21 protein-coding genes are annotated in these 20578 nt (G+C 68.7%); 9 read left to right on the top strand and 12 right to left on the bottom strand.

All coding sequences use genetic code 11. The features are described 5' to 3' along the window. Positions 1–34: 34 nt before the first annotated feature. Entirely contained in the window at positions 35–1576 is a 1542-nt protein-coding gene (locus tag C5C07_RS07715) for an ATP-binding protein (protein ID WP_115804827.1), read from the top strand. A 5-nt stretch (positions 1577–1581) separates the two neighbouring features. Here C5C07_RS07715 and pyrI read toward each other — a convergent pair whose 3' ends face one another. The 5 genes from pyrI to gdhB all read right to left on the bottom strand — a co-directional run bounded on the left by pyrI (position 1582) and on the right by gdhB (position 6698). After that, positions 1582–2049, bottom strand: a complete 468-nt coding sequence (pyrI, locus tag C5C07_RS07710; RefSeq protein WP_004977049.1) for an aspartate carbamoyltransferase regulatory subunit — start codon at positions 2047–2049, stop codon at positions 1582–1584. Beyond that, positions 2046–2960 carry an aspartate carbamoyltransferase gene (pyrB, locus tag C5C07_RS07705; protein ID WP_004977050.1) on the bottom strand — a complete coding sequence of 305 codons (915 nt, stop codon included), beginning with the start codon at positions 2958–2960 and terminating at the stop codon, positions 2046–2048. Before pyrB ends, pyrI begins: the two co-directional genes overlap by 4 nt. Before the next feature lie 168 nt (positions 2961–3128). Beyond that, the gene (locus C5C07_RS07700; RefSeq protein WP_050459045.1) at positions 3129–4382 is read right to left on the bottom strand and encodes a Glu/Leu/Phe/Val dehydrogenase; all 1254 of its coding nucleotides are present in this window, start codon (positions 4380–4382) and stop codon (positions 3129–3131) included. A gap of 138 nt (positions 4383–4520) precedes the next feature. Then, positions 4521–5360, bottom strand: a complete 840-nt coding sequence (locus C5C07_RS07695; RefSeq protein WP_115804826.1) for a CoA ester lyase — start codon at positions 5358–5360, stop codon at positions 4521–4523. Between the two features lie 51 nt (positions 5361–5411). Continuing rightward, positions 5412–6698 (bottom strand): glutamate dehydrogenase GdhB, encoded by a 1287-nt coding sequence (gene gdhB / locus C5C07_RS07690; protein WP_004977053.1) that lies wholly within the window; start codon positions 6696–6698, stop codon positions 5412–5414. Positions 6699–6882: 184 nt separating this feature from the next. Here gdhB and C5C07_RS07685 point away from each other — a divergent pair, with 184 nt between their 5' ends. Beyond that, positions 6883–7383: a MaoC family dehydratase gene (locus tag C5C07_RS07685; protein ID WP_338072316.1), complete on the top strand. Its 501-nt coding sequence runs from the start codon at positions 6883–6885 to the stop codon at positions 7381–7383. Positions 7384–7479: 96 nt separating this feature from the next. Next, positions 7480–7935: a DoxX family membrane protein gene (locus tag C5C07_RS07680; RefSeq protein WP_004977055.1), complete on the top strand. Its 456-nt coding sequence runs from the start codon at positions 7480–7482 to the stop codon at positions 7933–7935. Here C5C07_RS07680 and C5C07_RS07675 read toward each other — a convergent pair. From C5C07_RS07675 to C5C07_RS07660, 4 genes are all read right to left on the bottom strand, one after another. Further along, entirely contained in the window at positions 7919–8278 is a 360-nt protein-coding gene (locus C5C07_RS07675; RefSeq protein WP_004977058.1) for a DUF5658 family protein, read from the bottom strand. The genes C5C07_RS07680 and C5C07_RS07675 overlap by 17 nt on opposite strands. A gap of 189 nt (positions 8279–8467) precedes the next feature. Then, entirely contained in the window at positions 8468–10213 is a 1746-nt protein-coding gene (locus C5C07_RS07670) for an acyl-CoA carboxylase subunit beta (RefSeq protein ID WP_004977059.1), read from the bottom strand. 208 nt (positions 10214–10421) lie between these two features. Further along, positions 10422–11315: a class 1 fructose-bisphosphatase gene (locus C5C07_RS07665; RefSeq protein WP_004977061.1), complete on the bottom strand. Its 894-nt coding sequence runs from the start codon at positions 11313–11315 to the stop codon at positions 10422–10424. 302 nt (positions 11316–11617) lie between these two features. Beyond that, positions 11618–12547 (bottom strand): helix-hairpin-helix domain-containing protein, encoded by a 930-nt coding sequence (locus C5C07_RS07660; protein ID WP_004977064.1) that lies wholly within the window; start codon positions 12545–12547, stop codon positions 11618–11620. Positions 12548–12671: 124 nt separating this feature from the next. Between C5C07_RS07660 and C5C07_RS07655 the strand changes: the two genes are divergently transcribed. Then, positions 12672–13532, top strand: coding sequence for a 3-hydroxyacyl-CoA dehydrogenase family protein (locus C5C07_RS07655; protein WP_115804824.1), 861 nt, complete (start codon positions 12672–12674; stop codon positions 13530–13532). On the opposite strand, the gene C5C07_RS07650 is transcribed toward C5C07_RS07655, so the two are convergent. Then, positions 13529–13783, bottom strand: a complete 255-nt coding sequence (locus tag C5C07_RS07650) for a hypothetical protein (RefSeq protein WP_004977066.1) — start codon at positions 13781–13783, stop codon at positions 13529–13531. The two genes, C5C07_RS07655 and C5C07_RS07650, sit on opposite strands and share 4 nt — an antisense overlap. 111 nt (positions 13784–13894) lie before the next feature. Between C5C07_RS07650 and C5C07_RS07645 the strand changes: the two genes are divergently transcribed. The 5 genes from C5C07_RS07645 to C5C07_RS07625 all read left to right on the top strand — a co-directional run bounded on the left by C5C07_RS07645 (position 13895) and on the right by C5C07_RS07625 (position 19397). Beyond that, positions 13895–14887: an ABC transporter ATP-binding protein gene (locus C5C07_RS07645; protein WP_004977067.1), complete on the top strand. Its 993-nt coding sequence runs from the start codon at positions 13895–13897 to the stop codon at positions 14885–14887. Continuing rightward, entirely contained in the window at positions 14884–16743 is a 1860-nt protein-coding gene (locus C5C07_RS07640) for an ABC transporter permease (RefSeq protein ID WP_115804823.1), read from the top strand. Before C5C07_RS07645 ends, C5C07_RS07640 begins: the two co-directional genes overlap by 4 nt. Then, positions 16736–17794: an ABC transporter permease gene (locus C5C07_RS07635; RefSeq protein ID WP_115804822.1), complete on the top strand. Its 1059-nt coding sequence runs from the start codon at positions 16736–16738 to the stop codon at positions 17792–17794. Before C5C07_RS07640 ends, C5C07_RS07635 begins: the two co-directional genes overlap by 8 nt. Positions 17795–17890: 96 nt before the next feature. Further along, a complete protein-coding gene (locus C5C07_RS07630; RefSeq protein ID WP_004977070.1) occupies positions 17891–18229 on the top strand; it encodes a DUF5798 family protein in 339 nt (112 codons plus the stop codon). A 187-nt stretch (positions 18230–18416) separates the two neighbouring features. Next, positions 18417–19397, top strand: coding sequence for a PLP-dependent cysteine synthase family protein (locus tag C5C07_RS07625; RefSeq protein WP_004977071.1), 981 nt, complete (start codon positions 18417–18419; stop codon positions 19395–19397). 51 nt (positions 19398–19448) lie between these two features. On the opposite strand, the gene C5C07_RS07620 is transcribed toward C5C07_RS07625, so the two are convergent. Continuing rightward, positions 19449–19868, bottom strand: a complete 420-nt coding sequence (locus C5C07_RS07620; RefSeq protein ID WP_115804821.1) for a CoA-binding protein — start codon at positions 19866–19868, stop codon at positions 19449–19451. Positions 19869–19953: 85 nt separating this feature from the next. After that, positions 19954–20565, bottom strand: coding sequence for a hypothetical protein (locus C5C07_RS07615; RefSeq protein ID WP_004977073.1), 612 nt, complete (start codon positions 20563–20565; stop codon positions 19954–19956). Between the last annotated feature and the right edge of the window lie 13 nt (positions 20566–20578).

Raw genomic sequence — 20578 nt, 5'->3', positions numbered from 1 at the left:
TCCGTCACTCGTTCAGTTTCCTCTGCTCCGCCCGATGCAACTCGATACTCCGCTCCGCGTCCTCTCCGCCGACGGCGACCGCGCGATTACCCGCGCCGTCCAGCGGACGGTCTCGAACGCCGCCGTCGAGTCGGCCGAGACGCTCGCCGCCGCTCGCTGCGCCCTCGACGGCGACGACGCGTACGACTGTCTCGTTCTCGGTTCGGCGTTTCCCGACGGTGACGGTGTCTCCCTGCTCCGCGAGATTCGCGCGGCCGGTGACGACCTCCCGGTCGTCTTCCTCGCGCCCGGTGACGCCGACCACTCAGTGACCGAACTGGTCGACTTGGATATCGACGCGTACCTCGCCCGCGAGGAAGTCCTCGCGCGGGCGACGGCGACGGCCGACGACGCCGGTGGTGCCGACGGCGCCGAAGACCCGCTCGGCTCGCGGGTCCGGCGACTCGCCCGCGAGCGCCACAGGACGCGGGACGCCCGCGAGACGGCCGAATCGGTCGAGGAGGCAGTCGACACGGAATGGTTCATCGAAGACGCGCTCGACGCCCTCGACGACGTGTTCTACGTCTACGACCGCGAGGGGAAACTCGTCTCGTGGAACGAGCGACTCTCGGAACTCACCGGCCTGTCGGACGCCGAACTCACCGGCATGTCGGCCGACGCGTTCTTCCACGAGGCCGACCGTTCGGCGGTCGAGCGCGCCGTCGAGGAGGTGATGCGGACGGGGACGACCGTCGTCGAAGCGCGGCTCCCGACCGACGACGAGACGCTGTTGTTCCAACTCACCGGCCGCCGGCTCACGGGGCCTGACGGGGAGGTCGTCGGCTTCTGCGGCGTCGGCCGCGACATCACGACCCGCCGGCAGCACGAAGAGCAGCTCGCACAGCAAAACGAGCGACTCGGGGAGTTCGCCCGGGTCCTCTCGCACGACCTCCGAAACCCGCTTTCCATCTCGATGGGCTTTCTCGACCTCGAACGGGAGGCCAACGACTCCGAACATCTCGAACGGGTCGCGACCTCGCTGACCCGCATCAGCGACATCGTCAACGACGTGCTGGCCGCGGCCCGAAGCGGAAGGGCGGTCATCGATTTCGCGCCCGTCTCGCTCGAAGCGGTCGCTCGCCGGGCGTGGAACACGGTCGAGACGGGCGACGCGACGCTCGTCGTCGAGTCCGGCGCGACGGCTCACGCCGACCCCGGTCGGCTCCAGCGGCTGTTCGAGAACCTGTTTCGGAACTCGGTGGAACACGGTTCCACGGGCGGTCGCACCCCGGCGCTGACCGTCCGCGTCACCGCGTCGCCGGCCGACGAGACGTTCGCGGTCGAAGACGACGGCTTCGGCATCGACGCCGCCGTCGCCGCGCGGGTGTTCGAACGCGGTTTCACCACCTCGCCCGAGGGGACGGGCTTCGGTCTCGACATCGTCCGGTCGCTCGCGGAGGCCCACGGCTGGACCGTCTCCGTCGGGTCGGCGGCGACCGGCGGCGCGCGCTTCGAGTTCGACGGCGTCGAGTTCGCCGACGAGGACCACCGCTGTCAGGCGAGCGCCGCGGGAAAAAGGGCGTCGAACGACTCCTAAACCGGTCAGTTCACGTCGAGGTTGGCCGCGACTTCGTCCTCGCGGACGATGGTCTCGCAGTAGTCGCAGCGCACGCCGTCCGAGAGGACCGTAAAGCGGGACCGGATGGGTTCGTCGGCGTTGGAGATGCAGTTCCTGTTCGGACACGAGATGATGCTCGCGACGGCGTCGGGGCGGACGACGCGGTTCTTCTCGACCACGTCGTAGTCGCGGACGATGTTGATGCTCGCGGCGGGCGCGATGAGCGACAGCACGTCCACCTCGGACTGGCTCAGCTCGCGGCCTTCGACCTTCACGATGTCCTTGCGGCCGAGGCGGTCGGAGGGGACGTTCATCCCGACCGAGACCGCCTCCCCGCTGGTGCCGTCGATGCCGAGGATGGCGAGGACGTTGAGCGCCTGTCCCGCGGCGACGTGGTCGATGACGGTGCCGTTTCGAATCTTCGAGACGCGGAGTTGGTGGTCGTCTGTCATCGGTCTTGGGAGAGGAGGATGTCCAACAGCGCCATCCGGACCGGGATGCCGTTGTGGGCCTGTTCGAAGTACGTCGCGTGGTCGGTGTCGTCGATGTCCGGCGAAATCTCGTCCACGCGGGGGAGCGGGTGCATGACGGTGAGGTCGTCCGCCGCCGCCTCCAGCGTCTCCGAGTCGATTTGGTACTGTCCCGCGACCTTTCGGTACTCGTTTTCGTCGGGGAAGCGCTCGCGCTGGATGCGCGTCACGTAGAGCACGTCGAGTTCGGGGAGCACCTCGTCGAGTTCGGTGTGTTCTCTGACCTGCGCGCCCGAGGCGTGGAGGTCGTAGCGGACGTTCCGGGGGAGCCGCAGGCTCTCGGGGCTGATGAAGTGCTGGCTGGCGTCGAAGTTCGTCAGCGCCTCGGCCAGCGAGTGGACCGTCCGCCCGTACTTCAGGTCGCCCATGATGCCGATGGTGAGGTCGTCGAGGCCGGCGTTCTCTCGGATGGTGTAGAGGTCCAGCAAGGTCTGGCTCGGGTGCTGGCCCGCGCCGTCGCCCGCGTTGACGAGCGGTACGTCGACGAACTCGGCGGCCATCGTGGCCGCGCCCTCGCTGGGGTGGCGGAGCACGAGCGCGTCCGCGTAGCCCTCGACCACGCGGACGGTGTCGGCGAGCGTCTCGCCCTTCTTGACCGACGACGACTCGACCGGTCCCATATCGACGGTCTGGCCGCCGAGGCGTTTCATCGCGGAGTCGAAGCTCATCCGAGTTCGCGTGCTCGGCTCGAAGAAACAGAGCCCGAGAACCTTTCCGGCGTGTCGCTGCCGGAACGCGGCCGGGTCGTCGTCGATGTCGGCCGCGCGGTCGAGCACCGCCTCGATGTCCTCCCGCGAGAGGTGCGACGCGGAGATGAGGTGGTCCTGACGCATCGATGAATGACGCGACCTACACCGACTTGAATCCCCCGGCATCGGACGCTCCGCGTGATATTCACCACCATGCACAGAATCGCCGACACCGCCGACCGCGGCGGAAACAGAAACTCGGTCGAAACGGTCGGAACACGCGGCGACGACCGACGCCGAACCGACTCGACCTTACGGCCAGTTCCCGGCGGAGTCGTAGGAGTCGACGACGCGCCGGATGGCGACGACGTAGGCCGCGGTGCGGAAGTTCGGCAGGTCGTGGGTCTCGTAGGCGTCGACGAGCTCCTCGAAGGCGTCGACGATGACGCGCTCCAGTTCGTCGTTGACGCGGTCTTCGGTCCAGTAGAACCGCTGGCGGTTCTGGACCCACTCGAAGTACGAGACGGTGACGCCGCCGGCGTTGGCGAGGATGTCGGGGAAGACGTGGACCTCGCGCTCGGTGAGCACGTCGTCGGCGTCCGGCGTGAGCGGGCCGTTCGCGGCCTCGACGACCACGTCCGCGTTCACGTCGTGGGCGAGCTCGCCGTCGATGGCGTTCTCCAGCGCGGCGGGGACGAGCAGGTCCACGTCGAGGGTGAGAAGCTCCTCGTTGGAGATGGCCTCCGTTCCCTCGTAGTCCGAGACGGTGCCGGTCTCGTTTTTGAACTGCTTGACCGCGCGAGTGTCGAGGCCGTCGGCGTCGTAGATGCCGCCGGAGGAGTCGGAGACGGCGACGACTGACGCGCCGAGGTCGTCGATGAGCTTCGCGGCGACGGAGCCGGCGTTCCCGTAGCCCTGGACGGCGACGGTCGCGCCCTCGATGTCGCGGCCGAGGTAGTCGAACGCCTCGCGGGCGGTGAGCATCGTCGAGCGACCGGTCGCTTCGACGCGGCCCTCGCTTCCGCCGTTCGAGAGCGCCTTCCCCGTGATGACGCCCGGTGCGGTGGTGTTTTCGAGGGTCTCGTAGGTGTCCTTAATCCAGTTCATCTCGCGCTGGCCGGTGTTCACGTCGGGCGCGGGGATGTCGCGGTTCTCCCCGATGAGGGGGCGAAGCTCCTTGGCGAACGACCGGGTGATGCGTTCGAGTTCGGACTCGGAGTACGCCTTGGGGTCGATGACGATGCCGCCCTTGCCGCCGCCGTAGGGGATGTCCACGACGGCGCACTTGTACACCATCCAGCCGGACAGCGCCTTCACCTCGTCGCGGCTGACGTTCGGGTGGTAGCGAATCCCGCCTTTGTACGGGCCGCGGTCGCCGTTGAACTGCGACCGGTAGGCGCGAAACAGTTCGACGTCGCCGTCGTCCATCTCGACGGCGAGGTTCGTTTCGAGGACTCGCTCGGGGTTCTTCAGCCGCTCGATAACGTCGTCGCGCACGTCGAGGTAGGCGGCCGCGTCGTCGATTTGCTCCTGTAGACTCTCGAAGGGATTCGCCTCTTGTGCCATGTCCTAATACGCTCCGGGCATCCGGTTAAGCGTAGCGGGGATTTTAGCATACCACACTATTGAGACACATACTCATTGATAAAAGGTAACAGCTAACGGAGGTTGGACCGACGGGGGGTCGCGCCGGTCCGAGCGCGCTCAGTACGACTCGCCGGCGCGGTCGAGAATGTTCTCGGCCTGTTTGACGAGCGGGGCGTCTATCATCTCGCCGTCGACGCCGAAGACGCCTCGACCCTCACTGGCGGCCTCGTCGCGGGCGCGGAGCACCTTCTTGGCCCACGCGACGTCCTCGTCGTCGGGCGAGAACGCCTCGTTGATGACGGGGACCTGCGCGGGATGGATGGCGAGTTTCCCGTCGTAGCCGAGTCGTCGACCGAACGCGGCGTCCTCGCGGAGCCCCGCCTCGTCCCGATAGTCGACGTGAAGGGTGTCGATGGCGTCGACGCCGGCGGCCGCGGCCGCGACGACGACGCGCTCGCGGGCGTAGAGCACCTCGGTTCCCTCGTCGGACCGAGTCGCACCCACGTCGGCGGCGAAGTCCTCCGCGCCGAAGACGACGGCGGTCGTGTCGGGCGCGGCCGCGACCTCGGGGGCGGCGAGGACGCCCGCCGCGCTCTCGACGATGGCGATGACGGGACAGTCCGCGCCGACCTCGCGGGCCGCGACGGCGACGCTCGTCACGTCGTCGGCGCTCGTCGCCTTCGGGACCACGAGCGCGTCCGGCGGGTGGGCGGCGCAGACGGCGGCGATGTCGTCGCGGCCGGCCTCGCCGGGGTTGACGCGGACCGCGACCTCGGCGTCGGGGTCGAAGTCGGGGTCCGACAGGACCGCGGAAACGGTCTCCCGAGCCTCGGCTTTCCTGTCGGGCGAGACGGCGTCTTCGAGGTCGAAGACGAGCACGTCCGCGCCCGCGCCGGGGGCTTTCCGCAGCAGTTCGGGTCGGTCGCCGGGGGAAAACAGGACGCTTCGTCGGGGCATGGTGTGTGTATCGGGGGGAGCGGTGAAATATCGACTCGTCGCCGACCCGGCTCAGGGCCAGAGGCCGCGGTGTTCGTGGGCCTCGGAGACGCGTTCGAGCGCGACCATGTAGGCGGCGTCGCGCCACGTCACGTCGTGTTCCTCGACGCGCTCGCGGACGGCGGTCCACGCGCGGAGCATCTCGGTCTCCAGTTCGTCGTGGACGCGTTCGAGCGACCACGAGCGGTGGTTGAGGTCCTGCAGCCACTCGAAGTACGAGACGGTGACGCCGCCGGCGTTGGCGAGGATGTCGGGGACGACCGGAAGCTCGCGCGCCTCGAAGATTTCGCCCGCGGCGGAGGTGGTCGGGCCGTTCGCGCCCTCGACGATGAGGTTCGCCTGCACGTCGCGGGCGTTCTCGGCGGTCAGGACGTTCCCGACGGCCGCCGGGATGAGCACGTCCACGTCGAGTTCGAGCAGTTCCTCGTTCGAGAGTTTCCGCGGCGCGTCGTACTTCATGACCGCCTCGGGCTCTTCCTCGTGGGTCGGCACGTCGCGGGTGTCGAGGCCGTCGGGGTCGTAGATGGCCCCGTTCACGTCGGAGACGGCGACGACGGTCGCGCCCTCGTCGTCGAGGAGGCGCGCTGCGGGCGCGCCGACGGACCCGAACCCTTGGACCGCGACGGTGGTGTCTTCGATGTCCCAGCCGAGGTAGTCGATGGCCTCGCGGGCGATGATGGCGACGGAGCGGCCGGGCGCGGTGTCGCGGCCCTTGCTCCCGCCGACCACAGGCGGCTTCCCCGTCACGACGCCGGGCGTCGTCTCGCCTTCCTGCATCGAGTAGGCGTCCATGAACCACGCCATCGTCTGGGCGTCGGTGCCCATGTCGGGCGCGGGGATGTCCTTCGTGGGGCCGATGAAGGGGCGAAGCTCTTCTGCGAACCGGCGGGTGAGCCGCTCTTTCTCGTCGGTCGAGAGGTCCTTGGGGTCGACGACGATGCCGCCTTTCCCGCCGCCGAACGGGAGGTCCATCACGGCGCACTTCCAGGTCATCCACATCGAGAGCCCGATGCACTCGGCTTCGGTCACGCCGGGGTGGAACCGGAGGCCGCCCTTGTACGGCCCGCGGACGCTGTCGTGCTGGGCGCGGTAGCCGGTGTAGACCGCGGTCGAGCCGTCGTCGCGTTCGAGGGGCACCGAGACGCGGTGGACCTGATTCGGGTGTCGGAGCCGCTCGATGACGCCGGGGTCGACGTCGAGGTGCGCCGCCGCGCGTTCGAGCTGCCGGCGGGCCGTCTCGAGGGCTGTCTCTTCCGTCGGTTCGTCGTCCGTCGCGGTGGATGGTGCTGCGGATGCCATGATGGTTCGTGCCGGGCGGATGCCGGCTGAGCCGGGAGACAGACGCGCTGTCCCGCGCCCGTCGCGGCCGGCGAATCGGCCGCCATCGGGCGCTTTCGCAATCCTCTATTGTGGATAATTATAATGGTTGTTATCTAGTTTCGCTCGGGGCAATAGTTGTCACACCGGAGGGCCGACCGGCACGATTTTATCACGGTCTATCACACGGTTCACCATGACCGGGCTATACTACGAGGAGTTCGAGGTCGGTCAGACCATCGAACACGAGAAGCGACGGACCGTCTCGGAGTCGGACAACCAGCGCTTCTGCGACATGACGATGAACCAGCAGCCGCTCCACCTCGACGCCGAGTTCGCGGGCGACTCGCAGTTCGGCGAGCGACTGGTCAACGGTCTCTACACCATGAGCCTCGCGGTCGGTCTCTCGGTTCCCGACACGACAGACGGGACCATCGTGGCGAACCTCAGCTACGACGACGTGTCCCACCCGAACCCGGTGTTCCACGGCGACACGCTCCGCGCGCAGACGACCGTCCTCGACAAGCGCGAGACCTCCGACGGCGAGCGCGGCGTGGTGACGATGAAAGTCGAGGTGTTCAATCAGGACGACGACCTGGTCTGCGAGTTCGAGCGGACGGCGCTGTCGCTGAAACGCGAGTTCGCCGCCGACGCGGACGACGCCTGAGCCGGGCCGGGCCGGGTTGGGTCGAGCCACGGCGCGTCGCCCCGCGTCTCCGCGACCCACCCGCACCGTTTTCTCCCCGGGGTCGCTAGCCGGGACATGGATTTCGACGGCCTCTCCGCGCGGGCCGCCTCGGCGGCCGACTGGTCCGCTTCGGTCGCCGCCCGCGCCCCGGAGCCGATGACGGTCGCCCGGGTCGGCCTCGGCGCGATGGTGTTCGCCGCGGGCGTCCACAAGCTTCTGGACCCGCTTTCGTGGTCGGCCTACGTCGTCCCGTGGCTTGCGCCGCTGCTCGTCGTCTCGCCGGTGACGTTCATGCTCGCAAACGGCGTCCTCGAAGTCGGGTTCGGCGCGGCCATCGTCGCCGACCGCTACACCGCCCTCGCGAGCGCCGTCGCGGCCGTCTCGCTGTCGGCGACGTGTCTCTACCTCGCGGTCGTCTTCGTCGCGGAGGGCGGCCTGTTCGGCGACGTGCTCGCCCGCGACATCGGGCTCGCGGGGCTCGCGTGGGCCGTCTTGGTCGAGTCGCTCCGGCGGCCTACCCGAACACCGTGACGAGGATGAGCTGGGTGTTCATCAGCCCGGCGACGCCCCACGGAACGGCCACGCCGATGGGAATCGCGCCGCGGTAGCGGCCGGGGAGGACGTGCCACGCGACGACCGCGACCGCGAGGACGACGAGCTTCAGCGAGATGAGCGCGCCCACCGGGCCGAACGCGGGGATGAGCGCGAGGACGACGGGGTTCAGTTCGGCGAGGCCTCGGCCGAGCCCGTAGAGCGTCGTCAACACGTCGAGGACGAACGCCAGCATCGTCACGGTCCAGAGGACGTGCTCGTCGCTTACCGCGTGTGCGAGTGCCGCTCGGGGCGTCTCGGGAAGGGGAACTTCGTGGCTCATGGCGGGCTATCGGCAGGCGACGGCCCCGAAGCCGGGACGTGACAGGTCGGGTGGGACCGAGTGGGACGGAACGGGAGTCGGCCGACGATGAGGTCCGTAGCATCCCGACCGTCCTCAGTACGAGCCGCTTAGGTCAGTTACCGTGAGATTACCCGCCGGAAAAACGGAGCATTAACCGCCGAGGTCGGCTCAGAGAACCGTTCCGTGCTTCTTGTCGGGAAGCGACTTGTCCACGTCGGCGTAGAACTCGAAGCGGGCGACGAGCTCGTCGCGGAGGCTCGACGGCGGGACGATTTCGTCGATGACGACCTCGCTCGCCATCCGGTGGGCGTCGATGTCCTCGCGGTACTCCTCGCGGAGTTCGTCTTCCATCCGCGCCCGCTCTTCGGGGTCGTCGATGTCGGCGAGCTTGTTCGCGTAGACCGCGTTGATGGCGGCTTCCGGACCCATGATGCCGATTTCGCCCGAGGGGAGTGCGATGACGCTCTCCGGGTCGTAGGCGGGGCCGCCCATGGCGTAGATGCCCGCGCCGTAGGCCTTCCGCACGATGACGGTCTGTTTGGGCACCGTCGCCGACGACGTGGCGTAGATGAACTTCTTGCCCTTCTCCAGGATGGCGTCCTTTTCGACCTGCGAGCCGGCCATGAAGCCGGGCGTGTCGCAGAGGTAGAGAAGCGGAATCTCGTAGGCGTCGCAGGTCCAGATGAACTCCGCGGCCTTCTCGGCGGCGTCGGGGAAGATGGCCCCCGACCGCTCGGTCGGCTGGTTGGCGACGATGCCGACCGGCCGGCCGTCGATGCGGGCGAACGCGGTGACGATTTCCTTGCCGTAGTCGGGCTTCAGTTCGAACACGGACTCCGCGTCGACGGCGCGCTCGATGAGGTCGTGGGCGTCGTAGGGGCGGTTCGGCGACTCGGGGATGAGTTCGTCGATGCCGTCGGGCGAGTACCGCGGCGGTTTCGGCTCCGAACGAGGCGGCTTCTCGCCGGCCTTGTCGGGGAGGTAGGTGACGAGCTGCGAGACGAGTTCGCGGGCGTGCGCCTCGTCGCGGGCGACGAGGTCGGCGCTGCCGGACTCCTCGGCGTGCATCCGCGCGCCGCCGAGGTCCTGCATGGATATCTCCTCGCCGGTGACCATCTTCACCATGCGCGGCGAGGCGATGGCCATCGCGGACATCCCCTCGACCATGATGGTGAAGTCGGCGAAGACGGGCGTGTAGGCCGCGCCGGCGATACACGGCCCGTAGAGGACGCATATCTGCGGGACGTACCCCGAGAGCATCGAGTGGTTGTAGTAGTACTTCCCGATGCCCTCGCGGTTGGCGAAGAAGCCGGTCTGCTGGTCGATGCGGCCGCCCGAGGAGTCCATCAGGTAGAGCACCGGCTTGCCGGTCTTGAGCGCCCGCTGTTGCATGCGGAGGAACTTCTCGACGCCGCGGCGGGCCATCGACCCGGCCTTGACGGTGAAGTCGTTGGCCATGAAGTGGAGGTCGCGACCCTCGAACTCGGCGGCACCCGTGAGGAGACCGTCGCCGGGCAGCCGGGTGTTCGGGTCCGCCTCGTCGACCTCGGGGGAGTTCTCGTGCCACGAGTCGAAGTTGGCGAACTTGCCGTCTTCGAACTTCAGTCCCTCCGGGAACCAGCGGTCGAGGCGGTCGCGGACGAACAGTTTGCCGGACTCCGGCAATCGCTGTTTGTACTTCTCGGGGCCGCCGCCGAGGATGTCGGCGATTTCCTCGCGGAGTTTCTCCTCGCGCTCGGTTGGTCCCATGTCGTCGTCGAGCGGGAAGGTGTCCGCGGGCGGTTCGGCGTCCGCGACGGCCTCCTCGCCGTCGCCGACGAAGACGCTCACGTCCGTCCCGAGGTGTCGCGCCAGCGCGCTGGCGATGGCCTCGGCCTCGTCGCCGGTCGCGCCGTCGCCGATTCTGACCTTCATACTCGGTGATGCACCACCGTATTCAAAATGGTTTTCCATGTATGATTTGCCGGTCGGGCGAACGGAGGCCGACGACTATCTGGCCGGAGACCGGTCGCTGTCGACGACGGAGTCCGCGGAAAACGAGTGTGCCCGGTCGTTTCGGTTCGCTCGGGACGGTCGGTGGGGTCGGCGGACTAGTCCCGCCAATAGACGGGTCGGCCGCGCGTCAGTCCAGCGCCGCTTCGAGCTTCGCCACGAGGTCGGTGTTGCCGACGTACATCGGGGTCCGCGCGTGGAGGTCGTCCTTGTCCACGTCGAGGAGCGACTTCGCGCCGTCGGAGGTCGCGCCGCCGGCCGTCTCGATGACGTAGCCGATGGGGTAGCCCTCGAACTGGACGCGGAGTTTGCCCTCGGGGGCGGACTCCAGCGTGGGGTACGCGAAGATGCCGCCGTAGGTGAGAATCTGGTTCACGTCGCCGATCATCGACCCGCCGTAGCGGAGCTTGCGCGAGGCGTCCTGTTCGACCTCGCGGGCGAACGTCTCGAAGTCGTCGGTCCAGTCGGGGACGCGGCCGCCGAAGCCGTAGACCGACCCCTCGTCGGGGAGGGTGACGTCCTCGCGGACGAGTTCGTAGCTCGCGTCGTCGTGGATGACGTACTCGTCGACGGTGCCGTTGCGGGCGACGACCATCGTCATGACGGGGCCGTAGAGGACGTAGCCGGCGGCGACGAGGTCGCGGCCGTGGGCCGGCAGCGGGGCCTCGTAGACCGCGAAGATGGTCCCCATCGTGTTGTTCGGCTTCAGGTTCGACGAGCCGTCGAGGGGGTCGACCGCGACCGACAGCCGACCGGTTCCCACGTCGACGGACTCGGGGCGCTCTTCGCTGGCGTACTCGCCGACGCCCTCGAGCGCGCCGATGCGCTCGCAGAGGAGGTCGTCGGCGAACACGTCGGCGGCCATCTGCGTCTCGCCGCTCGGATTCTCGTCCTCGGCGGTGACGCGGCGGCCGGGAAGACCGGTTCGAATCTCGGGCGCGGTGGTCGCGATGACGTCGACCACGCCGTCGATGGTCCGCACGTCGCGGGCGGTGTCGGCGGTGTTGATGTCCGTCGTCGCCATCAGGCCCACCCCTCGGAGCGTCGGCGAGTCGGGCGTGAATCGTCGGCGAGGCGGGAGCGTTCCCCGAGCGTCGTCGGGGCGGGAGATACCGTCTGCGGGGAGTCGACGGCCGTGTCGGAGCCGGGCATCATCTGATTCAAAGTGGTGTAACTACCTATATAAAATCTGCGTCTAATGTGGTTTAGGAGATATTGCCGAATTCGTCCGTTATGGGGTTCGTAACGAAATATTACGGGAAATGATTCTCCGAATGAAAATTACTACTCAGATAGTAAAAATTCGGGACGTGCGGGGCGGGACGCTCACTCCATCGCGTCGCGCGCCTGCGCCTTCCACGCGCTGACGACGGTCGGGTCGATTCGGAGGGCGTCGGCGACGTGTTCCGGGTCCGCGGTGGCGAGTCGCCTGACGGAGCGGACGCCCGCCTCGGCGAGCAGTTCCGCGTCGTCCTCGCCGACGCCCGCGAGCGTCGTCAGCGACTTCGGCTTCGACCGCTCGCGCCACGCCGCCTCGGCCGCGAGCGCGTCTCCCGAGCCGTCGGCTGACGCGTCCGCCGCCTCTGCCCCGCTCGGTGTCCAGTCGCCCGACGTCGTCGGCTCCGAGCGCGCTTCCGCGCCGTCGTCCGATCCCGACGGCGTCCAGTCTCCGTCCCGCGCTGGCCCGTTCGACCCCGCCGCCTCCGTTCCGCTCGGGGTCCAATCGCCGGCGTCGCGCTCGTCGTCACCGGTACCTGCCTCGTCGGTGGCGTCCCAGTCACCCGAACTCGCGGCGACCCACGCGCGCTCGTCGTCGCCCAGCCCGCGAACCTGCGAGGAGCGTCGGTCGAGGTCGTCGCCGGAGTTGAACGACCACGAAAGCGAGTGCCAGCGCCGAATCTTCGCCGCGACGCCGGGGTTCGTCCCGGCGGCGACGAGGTCGCGGTAGCACACCTCGCCGTCGACGATAGCGTCCACGTCGATGTTCGACTCGGCGAGGGATTCGGCCGTCGCCGGGCCGACGTACTTCAGGTCCTGTAGCTCGGTCGGCACGGCGTCGCTCGCGCGTCGACCCCGCGGTCTGAGCAGGTGCGTCAGCGCCTCGTCGGGGTTCGACGGCCCCTCGTCCGCCTCGCTCGCCTCGTCCGCCTCGGTTGCCCGGTTCGTGCCCTCGCCGTCGCTCCGGCGCGCGTCCGAGACGGCTTCCCCTCCGTCCCCGCCCGCGTCGTCTTCGTCGTATCTGCCGGCGTCGTTCACCCCAGTCACCGTTGCATATCCCCATTCTTGCGCCCGACTTGAGTCTTCCCGTGAAAGTCACGAGTCTGTCACTATTCCGAACGCATCGGCAAGTTTTACCTCCCCACCTCGCGCAGAACCGGACATGTACGATACCGAAGATATCGACACGGTGGGCGTCGTCGGCGCGGGAACGATGGGCAACGGCATCGCGCAGGTGGCCGCGATGGCCGGCTACGACGTGGTCATGCGCGACCTCGAAGCGGAGTACGTCGAACGCGGCCTGTCGGCCATCGACGACAGCCTCTCGCGGTTCGTCTCGAAGGAGAAACTGACCGCGGCGGAGGCCGACGCGACCAAGGGGCGCATCTCGGGGACGACCGAGCTCGCGGACCTCGCCGACTGCGACCTCGTGGTCGAGGCGGCCGTCGAGAACATGGACGTGAAACGCGAGGTCTTCGCCGACCTCGACGACATCGTCCCCGAGGGCGTCGTGCTGGCGACCAACACCAGCACGCTCTCTATCACGACCATCGCGGCCGCGACCGAGCGCCCCGACCTCGTCGTCGGCCTCCACTTCATGAACCCCGTCCCGATTATGAAGGGCGTCGAGGTCGTCCGCGGCGAGAAGACCGACGACGAGGTCGTCGCCTTCGCCCACGACTTCTCCGAGGACCTCGGCAAGGAGACGTGGGAGTCCGACGACAAGCCCGGCTTCGTCACCAACCGCATCCTCATGCCGTGGCTCAACGAGGGCATCCGCGCCTACGACGAGGGCGTCGCCTCCAAGGAGGACATCGACCGCGGCATGACCCTCGGCACGAACGTCCCGATGGGCCCGCTCACCCTCGCGGACCACATCGGCCTCGACATCTGTCTGGACGCCTCCGAGACGCTGTTCGAGGAACTCGGCGACCGCTACAAGCCGGCGTACCTGCTCAAGCGAAAGGTCGCGGCGGGCGACCTCGGCAAGAAGACGGGCAAGGGCTTCTACGAGTACGACTAACGGCGCTCTCCGGTCGCCGCCGTCTTCGACGCCGAATCCGAACCGCGGCGATAGCGCATCACACCGGCACCGACCGCCCCCGCGACCAGAAACAGCCCGCCCAGCCCCGCCAGCGCCAGCGCCAACCCTTCGACGGTCTGTGACCCGGCGGCGGCGACGAAGGCGATGAGCGCGCCGAAGAGGAACACGGCGGCGACGAATCCGCCGACGAAGAGGACGAACGACGGCGAGAGGAAGTCGTCTGCGGGCATACGCTCACCTTGACCGCGAGGAGACGAAACTGTTGCCCCGCGAAGGAGAAGGCTATCAAACCTGAAATCCCGCGCGAACCCTTTTATCCCGTCCCGCGTGAAGGTCTCTCAATGATTACGGTCGAGAACCTGCGGAAGACCTACGGCGACTTCCCCGCCGTCGTGGGAAGCGATTTCTCGGTCGAGTCGGGCGAGGTGTTCGGCATCGTCGGCCCCAACGGCGCGGGGAAGACGACGACGCTGAAGATGCTCGCCGGGCTCGTCGAACCGACCGGCGGGTCGGCGTCGGTGCTCGGATACGACCCCGAGGAGCCGGCGATGCGGCGCAAACTCGGCTTTCTCCCCGAGGAGTCGCCGCTGTACGAGGACATGACCGCGCGGTCGTACCTCCGATTCTTCGCCGACCTCTACGACGTGCCCCGCGACGTGGCCGACGAGCGAACCGGCGCGGTGCTCGACCGCCTCGACCTCGAATACCGCGACCGCCGGCTCGGCGACATGTCGAAGGGGATGAAGCGCAAGGTCGCCATCGCCCGGTCGCTCGTCAACGACCCCGACCTGCTCATCTACGACGAACCGGCCAGCGGCCTCGACCCCCTGACGACGAACGTCGTCTTGGAGTTCGTCCGCGAGCTCCGCGACGAGGACAAGACCGTCGTCTTCAGCGCGCACAACCTCTTTCACGTCGAGTCCATCTGCGACCGCGTGGTCATCATGAACCGCGGCGAAATCATCGCCCGCGGGACGGTCCCCGAGATTCGCGCGGAACACGGCGAGACGACCTACCGCGTCTTCACGACCGTGCCGCTCCCGGAGACCCTGCCCGCGGACGACGAGGTCGGAGGCGAAGGCGAGGAGCGCCACGTCGCCGTCGTCGACGAGATGGCGGCCGTCGAGTCGCTCCGCGAGGCGGCCGAGGCCGCCGGCGGCCGCGTCGCCGACATCCGAACCGACGAGGCGTCGCTGGAGGACATCTTCCTCCGACTCGCCCGCGAAGCGCCGACGACGAGCGAGGCCGAGGGCGGTCGCGGACGGGCCGCTGGCGGGGAGGGCGTCGCCGGTGAGCACGGACAGCGCGCCCCCGGAGGTAACGGGCAGTCGTGACCGACCTCCGAACGCGACTGGTCGCACACGCCCGGACCGTTCTCCGAATCGCCCGCTGGGAGGTGTCGCGCTCGGCGGGGACGCTCGACCGCCGGACCGCCGTTATCGGACTGGTCGCCGTCCTCGTCGCCGGCGGCATCGCGGCCGGGGCGGCCGGCGGCGGGGTCGCGCTCGACCGCGACCTCTACCGCGTCGGCATCGCCGGCGACAGTCCCTACTACGACGCCGTGGACCAGTCGTCCACGCTCGACCCGCGACCCGTCTCGGACCCGAACGTCGAACTCGTCGTCAGCGAGACGCACATCTCGGTCGCGGACACCCAGACCGGTCGGGCCGCCTACAGCGCGTTCCGCGACGCGGTCCAGTCGTACAACGAGCGACAGATGGCCCGCGAGGAGAACCAGTCCGCGGCGTTCCCGGTCGTCGTCGACCTCCAGTACCGCGAGCGCGCCGCGCTCGTCCCGGCCGGAAGCCGCGTCGACGGTGGCGCAGGTGGGGGCGGTGACGCCGGTACCGGCGGCGGGGGCGGAACCGACGCCGGAACCGGAACCGGAACCACCGGCGGCGACACCGCGGGTGACTCGGCCGCCGACGGACCCGACGCTTCGGACGCCGCCGCGGCCGACGACGGCGGCGTCGACGCCCCGTCGTTCGGCGGGATGGCGAGCCTCTTCGGCGGCGACACCAGCGGGTCGCCGGCGAGCATCAGCCCGCCGTTCCCCTTCGCCTCGCTCGTCCTCGCATTCGCCTTCCTCGTGCCGATGAACTTCGTGATTCAGGCCTACGGGTCGAGCATCCTCAACGAACGCATCAACCGCCGCGGCGAACTGCTCCTCGTCGCGCCCATCTCGCCGGGCGACATCGTCGCCGGCAAGACGCTCCCGTACCTGCTCGGCACGGTCGCGATAACTATCGCCATCGCGGCCGCGGTCGGCGGCGGCGTCGTCTCGGTGGCGGCGGTCGTCCCCATCGGCCTCCTGTTTCTCGCGTCGACGTTCGTCGGCGCGATGTTCGCCCGCTCGTTCAAGGAACTCACGTTCGTCACGGTGACGGTGTCGGTGTTCCTGACGACGTACACGTTCGTCCCGGCCATCTTCACGAACGTCACGCCCATCGCGCTCATCTCGCCGCTGACGCTCGTCGTCCGCGACCTCGCCGGCGAGTCGATTCCGCTCGGCGAGTTCCTGTTTTCGGTCGGGCCGATTCTCCTCGCCGCGGGCGTGCTGTTCCTCCTCGGCGTCGGCGTCTACCGCGAGGAGGACATGTTCACCCAGCGGCCGGTCCCGCTGAAGTTCCTCGACGCGCTCGACAGTCGCATCTCGCGGGCGCGCTCCGTGGCGACCCTCTCGGCGCTGTCGATTCCGTTCGTCTTCATCGCCGAACTGCTGGCCATCGCGGTGCTGTTCGTCCTCCCGGTGGACCTGACCGTCCCGATGATTCTCCTCGCGGTCGCGGTCATCGAGGAGTTGGCCAAGAGCCTCCACGTCCTCGCCGCCTTCGAGAAGGCGCGCTTTTCCCGGACGCTCCGGTCGTCGCTCGTCCTCGGCGGGCTCTCCGGCCTCGGCTTTTTCGTCGGCGAGAAGTTCACCGCCATCGCCCAACTCGCCGGGTTGCAGTCGCTCACGCTCGGGCAGACCGCCTTCGCGCCCTCCGGCGTCGGTATCGGCGACGGGACCGGCGTGAGCGCCCTCGTCGTGCTCGGCCTGTTCCTCGCGCCGCTGGCGCTCCACGCGGTGACCGCCAGCGTGACCGCCTTCGGGGCGAGTCGGGGGCGCTCGGCCTACGGGGTCGCGCTCGCGGGCGCAATCGCGATTCACCTCGTCTACAACCTCCAGGTGGTGAGCGCCCTTGGGTAGCCCGCGACTCGCCATCGCCCGGCGCGAACTCGGCAGTCTCCGCAAGGAAAAGACCATCGTGCTGGCGCTGGCCATCCAGCTGTTCGTCGCGGCGTTCTCGTCGTTCCTCGTCGTCGGGCTCGTCTCGCTGTACGACCCCGGCGCGGCGAGCTATCAGGTGGACGTGGCCGTCACGGGCGACGAGGAGGCCGTCGAGGACCTGCTTCGCGCCGTCGGGACCGAAGACGGACTCAGCGGGCGGCCGTACTCGTCCACGTCGGCCGCGATGACGGCGTTCCAAGAACGGCAGGTCGATGCCGTCTTAGAGGCGTCTACGGGCGAGGACGGCAGGATACGAGTCGCGGCGGTCGCGCCCGACACGGGCGTGGAGACGACGGCGGTCGTCACCCGCCTCCGCGACGCGCTCCGCGAACTGGAGCGCAACGAACGCGCGGAGCGGAGCGCGTTCCTCGCCACGGACCCGCTGTCACTCCCGCCGGCGGCGGATTCGAGCCCGTACTTCGGCTTCACCTACACGGTGCTCGTCCCGCTGTTGCTGTTCCTGCCCGTGTTCATCTCCGGGTCGCTGGTGGTCGACTCGCTCACGGAGGAGGTGGCCCGCGGGACGCTCGAACTCCTGCGGGTCGCGCCCGTGAGCTTCGCGGCCGTCGTCGACGGAAAGCTCCTCGCAGCCGGCGGGCTGGCACCCGTGCAGGCGGTGGCGTGGATGCTCCTCCTCCAACTGAACGGGTCGACCATCGAGAGCGTCCCGTGGCTGTTCGGCATGGTCGCCGGGCTCTCGGCCGTCGTCGTCACGCTCGGCGCGGCGGTGGCGATTACCTCGCCCGACCGCCGGGTCGCCCAACTCCTGTACTCCATCGGCGTGCTCCTCGTCTTCGCGGGCACGTCGCTCCTTCCATTGAGCCCCGCGAACACGGCCGCGCGGCTGGCGCTCGGGACGGCGGGGGTCGGCGCGAAAGTCGCCGTCGCGGGGCTCGTCTTCGTCGGCGTCGTCGCGCTCGTCGGCCTCCGGTTCGTCGTCGACCGGGTGGACCCGAACGAACTCGGCTGAGGCCCCGTCTCTCAGTTCCGCGCTCGGCGTTCCCGCCCGCCCTCCCTGTGACACCGCACCGGAAGTCGTACAAGCCCCGAGTCCGAGAGGCGACACATGGCACTCGGAGGCACCGCGAAGAAGCTCCAGAAGGTCGCAGAGATGGCCGAAGACGTGTACAAGAAGCTCAACGAACTGCGCGAGCAGGTCGTCGAGGTCCGTGAGACGGTCAACGAGACGAAGTCGCGCGTCGACCGACTCGAAGCCGAGAACGCCGAACAGCGGGCGATTCTCGAAGCCATCGCGGAGGAACAGGGCGTCGACCTCGACGCCGCAATCGCGCAGGCGCACATCTCCGAAGCCGAGGAAGGCTCGGCCGGAGACGACACCGAGGCGACCGCCGACGCGTCCGACGCCGATGCCGACGCATCGAGCGACACCACCGACGAAGCGTAATCCGACCGCCCCTCCGTCTCTCTCCGTTCTCTTTCGACATCCCGTCCCCGCCGCAGCCCCGCCGCCAGTCCCGAAGACGACGCTTTGTTTTCGACCGGCGTCAGTCGCTCCGGCCGCGAGTCGCCCGCCGACGAGGGGACGAACCGGGATGAAAACGTTCAGGGCCAGGGGCAACTTTTGCCCACGTATGACCACGCACCGCGACCCCCTCGACTCGGTGCTCGACGCCGTCGGCGAGACGCCGCTCGTCAGAGTCCACGCGTCGCCCGACGAGGTGCCCGTCTACGCGAAGCTCGAATCGTTCAACCCGGGCGCGAGCGTCAAGGACCGCATCGGGACGTACATGCTCGAACGGATGCTCGAATCGGGCGCACTCCCCGAGGGCGGCACCATCGTCGAGCCGACCGCCGGCAACACCGGCATCGGCTTCGCCGTCGCGGCCGGACAGCTCGGTATCCGCGCGGTGTTCGTCGTCCCCGAGCGGTTCAGCGTGGAAAAACAGACGCTCATGCGCGCGCTCGGTGCCGACGTGGTGAACACGCCCACCGAAGACGGGATGGGCGGCGCTATCGACCGCGCGCACAAGCTCGCCGACGAACTCGACGACGCCGTCGTCCCTCAGCAGTTCTCAAACCCGCTCAACCCCGAGGCGCACTACGAGACGACCGCGCCCGAAATTTACGACGCCCTCGACGGCGAGGTCGGCGCGCTCGTCGCCGGCTGCGGCACCGCGGGCACGCTCATGGGGATGGCGCGGTACGGCCGCGAGCACCACGAGGACACGTTCGTCACCGCGGTGGAACCCGAGGGCTCGCTCTACGCCCGGCTCCACGGCCGCGACGTGGCGGAGGCGTCGTACAAGACCGAGGGTATCGGGACGCACGACCCCGCGACGAACGAGCTGTTCGACCCCGAGCTGGTGGACGAAATCGTCCAAATCGCCGACCGCGACACCCACGACGAGATGCAGCGCCTCGCCGCCGAGGAGGGCCACCTCGTCGCGTCGAGCGCCGCCGCCAACTCGCTGGCCGCCGTCGACGTGGCCGAGCGCGCCGCCGCCGGCGACCTCGACCTCCCGTACGACGCCGTCGTCACCGTCTTCCCCGACTCCTCGGAGCGATACCTCTCGAAGGGCGTCTACGGCGACTTCGAGTCGTGGGAAGGGTGAAAACGGCGGTTCAGCGGCCGTCTCAGGCCGACTCGTCGCCCCGCCGTCCGCTCAGGCGAGCCGCGAGTGTTCGACCTTGAAGCACCTGTCCTGGACGAACGAGAGCCCCGCCTCCTCGGCGCGGGCGGCCGCGTCGTCGTCGCTGATGCCGAGTTGGAGCCAGACGGCCGCCACGTCGCCGCGGGCGTCGGCGCGCTCGATCGCGGCATCGACGATGTCGCCCGCTTCCTCGGACGGCCGGAACACGTCCACGAGGTCGATTTTCTCGTCCACGTCGGCGAGCGAGTCGTACGCCGTCTCGCCGAGGATTTCGTCGTGGAAGGGGTTGACCGGAACGACGCGGTAGCCGTGGCGCTGCATGTACGCCGGGACGTCGTGGGCGGGCTTGCCGGGCGTGGCCGAACAGCCGACGACCGCGATGGTCTCGGCGTCGAACAGCCCGCGGATGTCGTCGTCGCTGGTGATGGGCATACCTACGACGTGACCGGCTGCGGATAAAAATCTCGGGCGGCTGTGCGGCGCGGCCACCGTCCCAGTCCGGAATCGGGGATACGACTTAGTGGTCCGCGATGCGGATGTCCGGCGGCGCGTCCTCGTGAGTCGTGATGATGCCGTCGAAGAGCTGTTTGATGGTGTTCATCGTCCGGTCGTCGTGGGCGTCGGCGTCGATGGTGAACAGGCCGAGGCCGCCGACGCTCTGGATGCGGCCGGTGAACACGTGGAGGAACCGGAAGACGGTCTGGAGGTCGGCGTACATCAGGAGCGTCGACAGCGAGTGGAGCATGATGCGGTTCTCCGGCAGACCGCGGTCCTGGTAGTACTCCTGGAGAATCTCCGAGAGCTTGATTCCGATTCCGGTCATGTCGACCGGCGACGACGTGTATCGGATTCGCTCGTCGTCGCGGACCTCGCCGACGCCCTGCTGTTTCGTGACGCAGTCGACGACTGCGACGGGTTTGCCCTCGTAGTCGAGTCGCTTGCCGAAGTCGTTGAGGATGCGGTCCGCGCCGTCTTTGGTCGTGACGATAACCGCGCCCTCGCCGTTTCGGGTGCCCTCGGCGAGGATGTCGAGCGCCAGCGAGCGCTTGCCGGTCAGCGGCGGCCCGACGAGAAGGAGGTTCGTGCCCGGTTCGACCTCGACGTCGAGGTCAGCGCCTAGCTTATACATGCGGGTACCTCGG

This window comes from Haloferax sp. Atlit-4N, from assembly GCF_003383025.1.
Taxonomy (GTDB): domain Archaea; phylum Halobacteriota; class Halobacteria; order Halobacteriales; family Haloferacaceae; genus Haloferax; species Haloferax gibbonsii.
The sequence above is the reverse complement of the archived record's forward strand: the minus strand, read 5'-3'. Positions and strand labels throughout refer to the sequence as shown.

Coding starts and splice junctions, on each gene's coding strand:
- C5C07_RS07700 (WP_050459045.1), bottom strand. CDS start 4,382: ATGGCACAAGAGGCGAATCCCTTCGAGAGTCTACAGGAGCAAATCGAC.
- C5C07_RS07645 (WP_004977067.1), top strand. CDS start 13,895: ATGATTACGGTCGAGAACCTGCGGAAGACCTACGGCGACTTCCCCGCC.
- C5C07_RS07675 (WP_004977058.1), bottom strand. CDS start 8,278: ATGAGCCACGAAGTTCCCCTTCCCGAGACGCCCCGAGCGGCACTCGCA.
- C5C07_RS07630 (WP_004977070.1), top strand. CDS start 17,891: ATGGCACTCGGAGGCACCGCGAAGAAGCTCCAGAAGGTCGCAGAGATG.
- C5C07_RS07670 (WP_004977059.1), bottom strand. CDS start 10,213: ATGAAGGTCAGAATCGGCGACGGCGCGACCGGCGACGAGGCCGAGGCC.
- C5C07_RS07715 (WP_115804827.1), top strand. CDS start 35: ATGCAACTCGATACTCCGCTCCGCGTCCTCTCCGCCGACGGCGACCGC.
- C5C07_RS07680 (WP_004977055.1), top strand. CDS start 7,480: ATGGATTTCGACGGCCTCTCCGCGCGGGCCGCCTCGGCGGCCGACTGG.
- C5C07_RS07650 (WP_004977066.1), bottom strand. CDS start 13,783: ATGCCCGCAGACGACTTCCTCTCGCCGTCGTTCGTCCTCTTCGTCGGC.
- C5C07_RS07665 (WP_004977061.1), bottom strand. CDS start 11,315: ATGGCGACGACGGACATCAACACCGCCGACACCGCCCGCGACGTGCGG.
- pyrB (WP_004977050.1), bottom strand. CDS start 2,960: ATGCGTCAGGACCACCTCATCTCCGCGTCGCACCTCTCGCGGGAGGAC.
- gdhB (WP_004977053.1), bottom strand. CDS start 6,698: ATGGCATCCGCAGCACCATCCACCGCGACGGACGACGAACCGACGGAA.
- C5C07_RS07655 (WP_115804824.1), top strand. CDS start 12,672: ATGTACGATACCGAAGATATCGACACGGTGGGCGTCGTCGGCGCGGGA.
- C5C07_RS07625 (WP_004977071.1), top strand. CDS start 18,417: ATGACCACGCACCGCGACCCCCTCGACTCGGTGCTCGACGCCGTCGGC.
- C5C07_RS07615 (WP_004977073.1), bottom strand. CDS start 20,565: ATGTATAAGCTAGGCGCTGACCTCGACGTCGAGGTCGAACCGGGCACG.
- C5C07_RS07695 (WP_115804826.1), bottom strand. CDS start 5,360: ATGCCCCGACGAAGCGTCCTGTTTTCCCCCGGCGACCGACCCGAACTG.
- pyrI (WP_004977049.1), bottom strand. CDS start 2,049: ATGACAGACGACCACCAACTCCGCGTCTCGAAGATTCGAAACGGCACC.
- C5C07_RS07620 (WP_115804821.1), bottom strand. CDS start 19,868: ATGCCCATCACCAGCGACGACGACATCCGCGGGCTGTTCGACGCCGAG.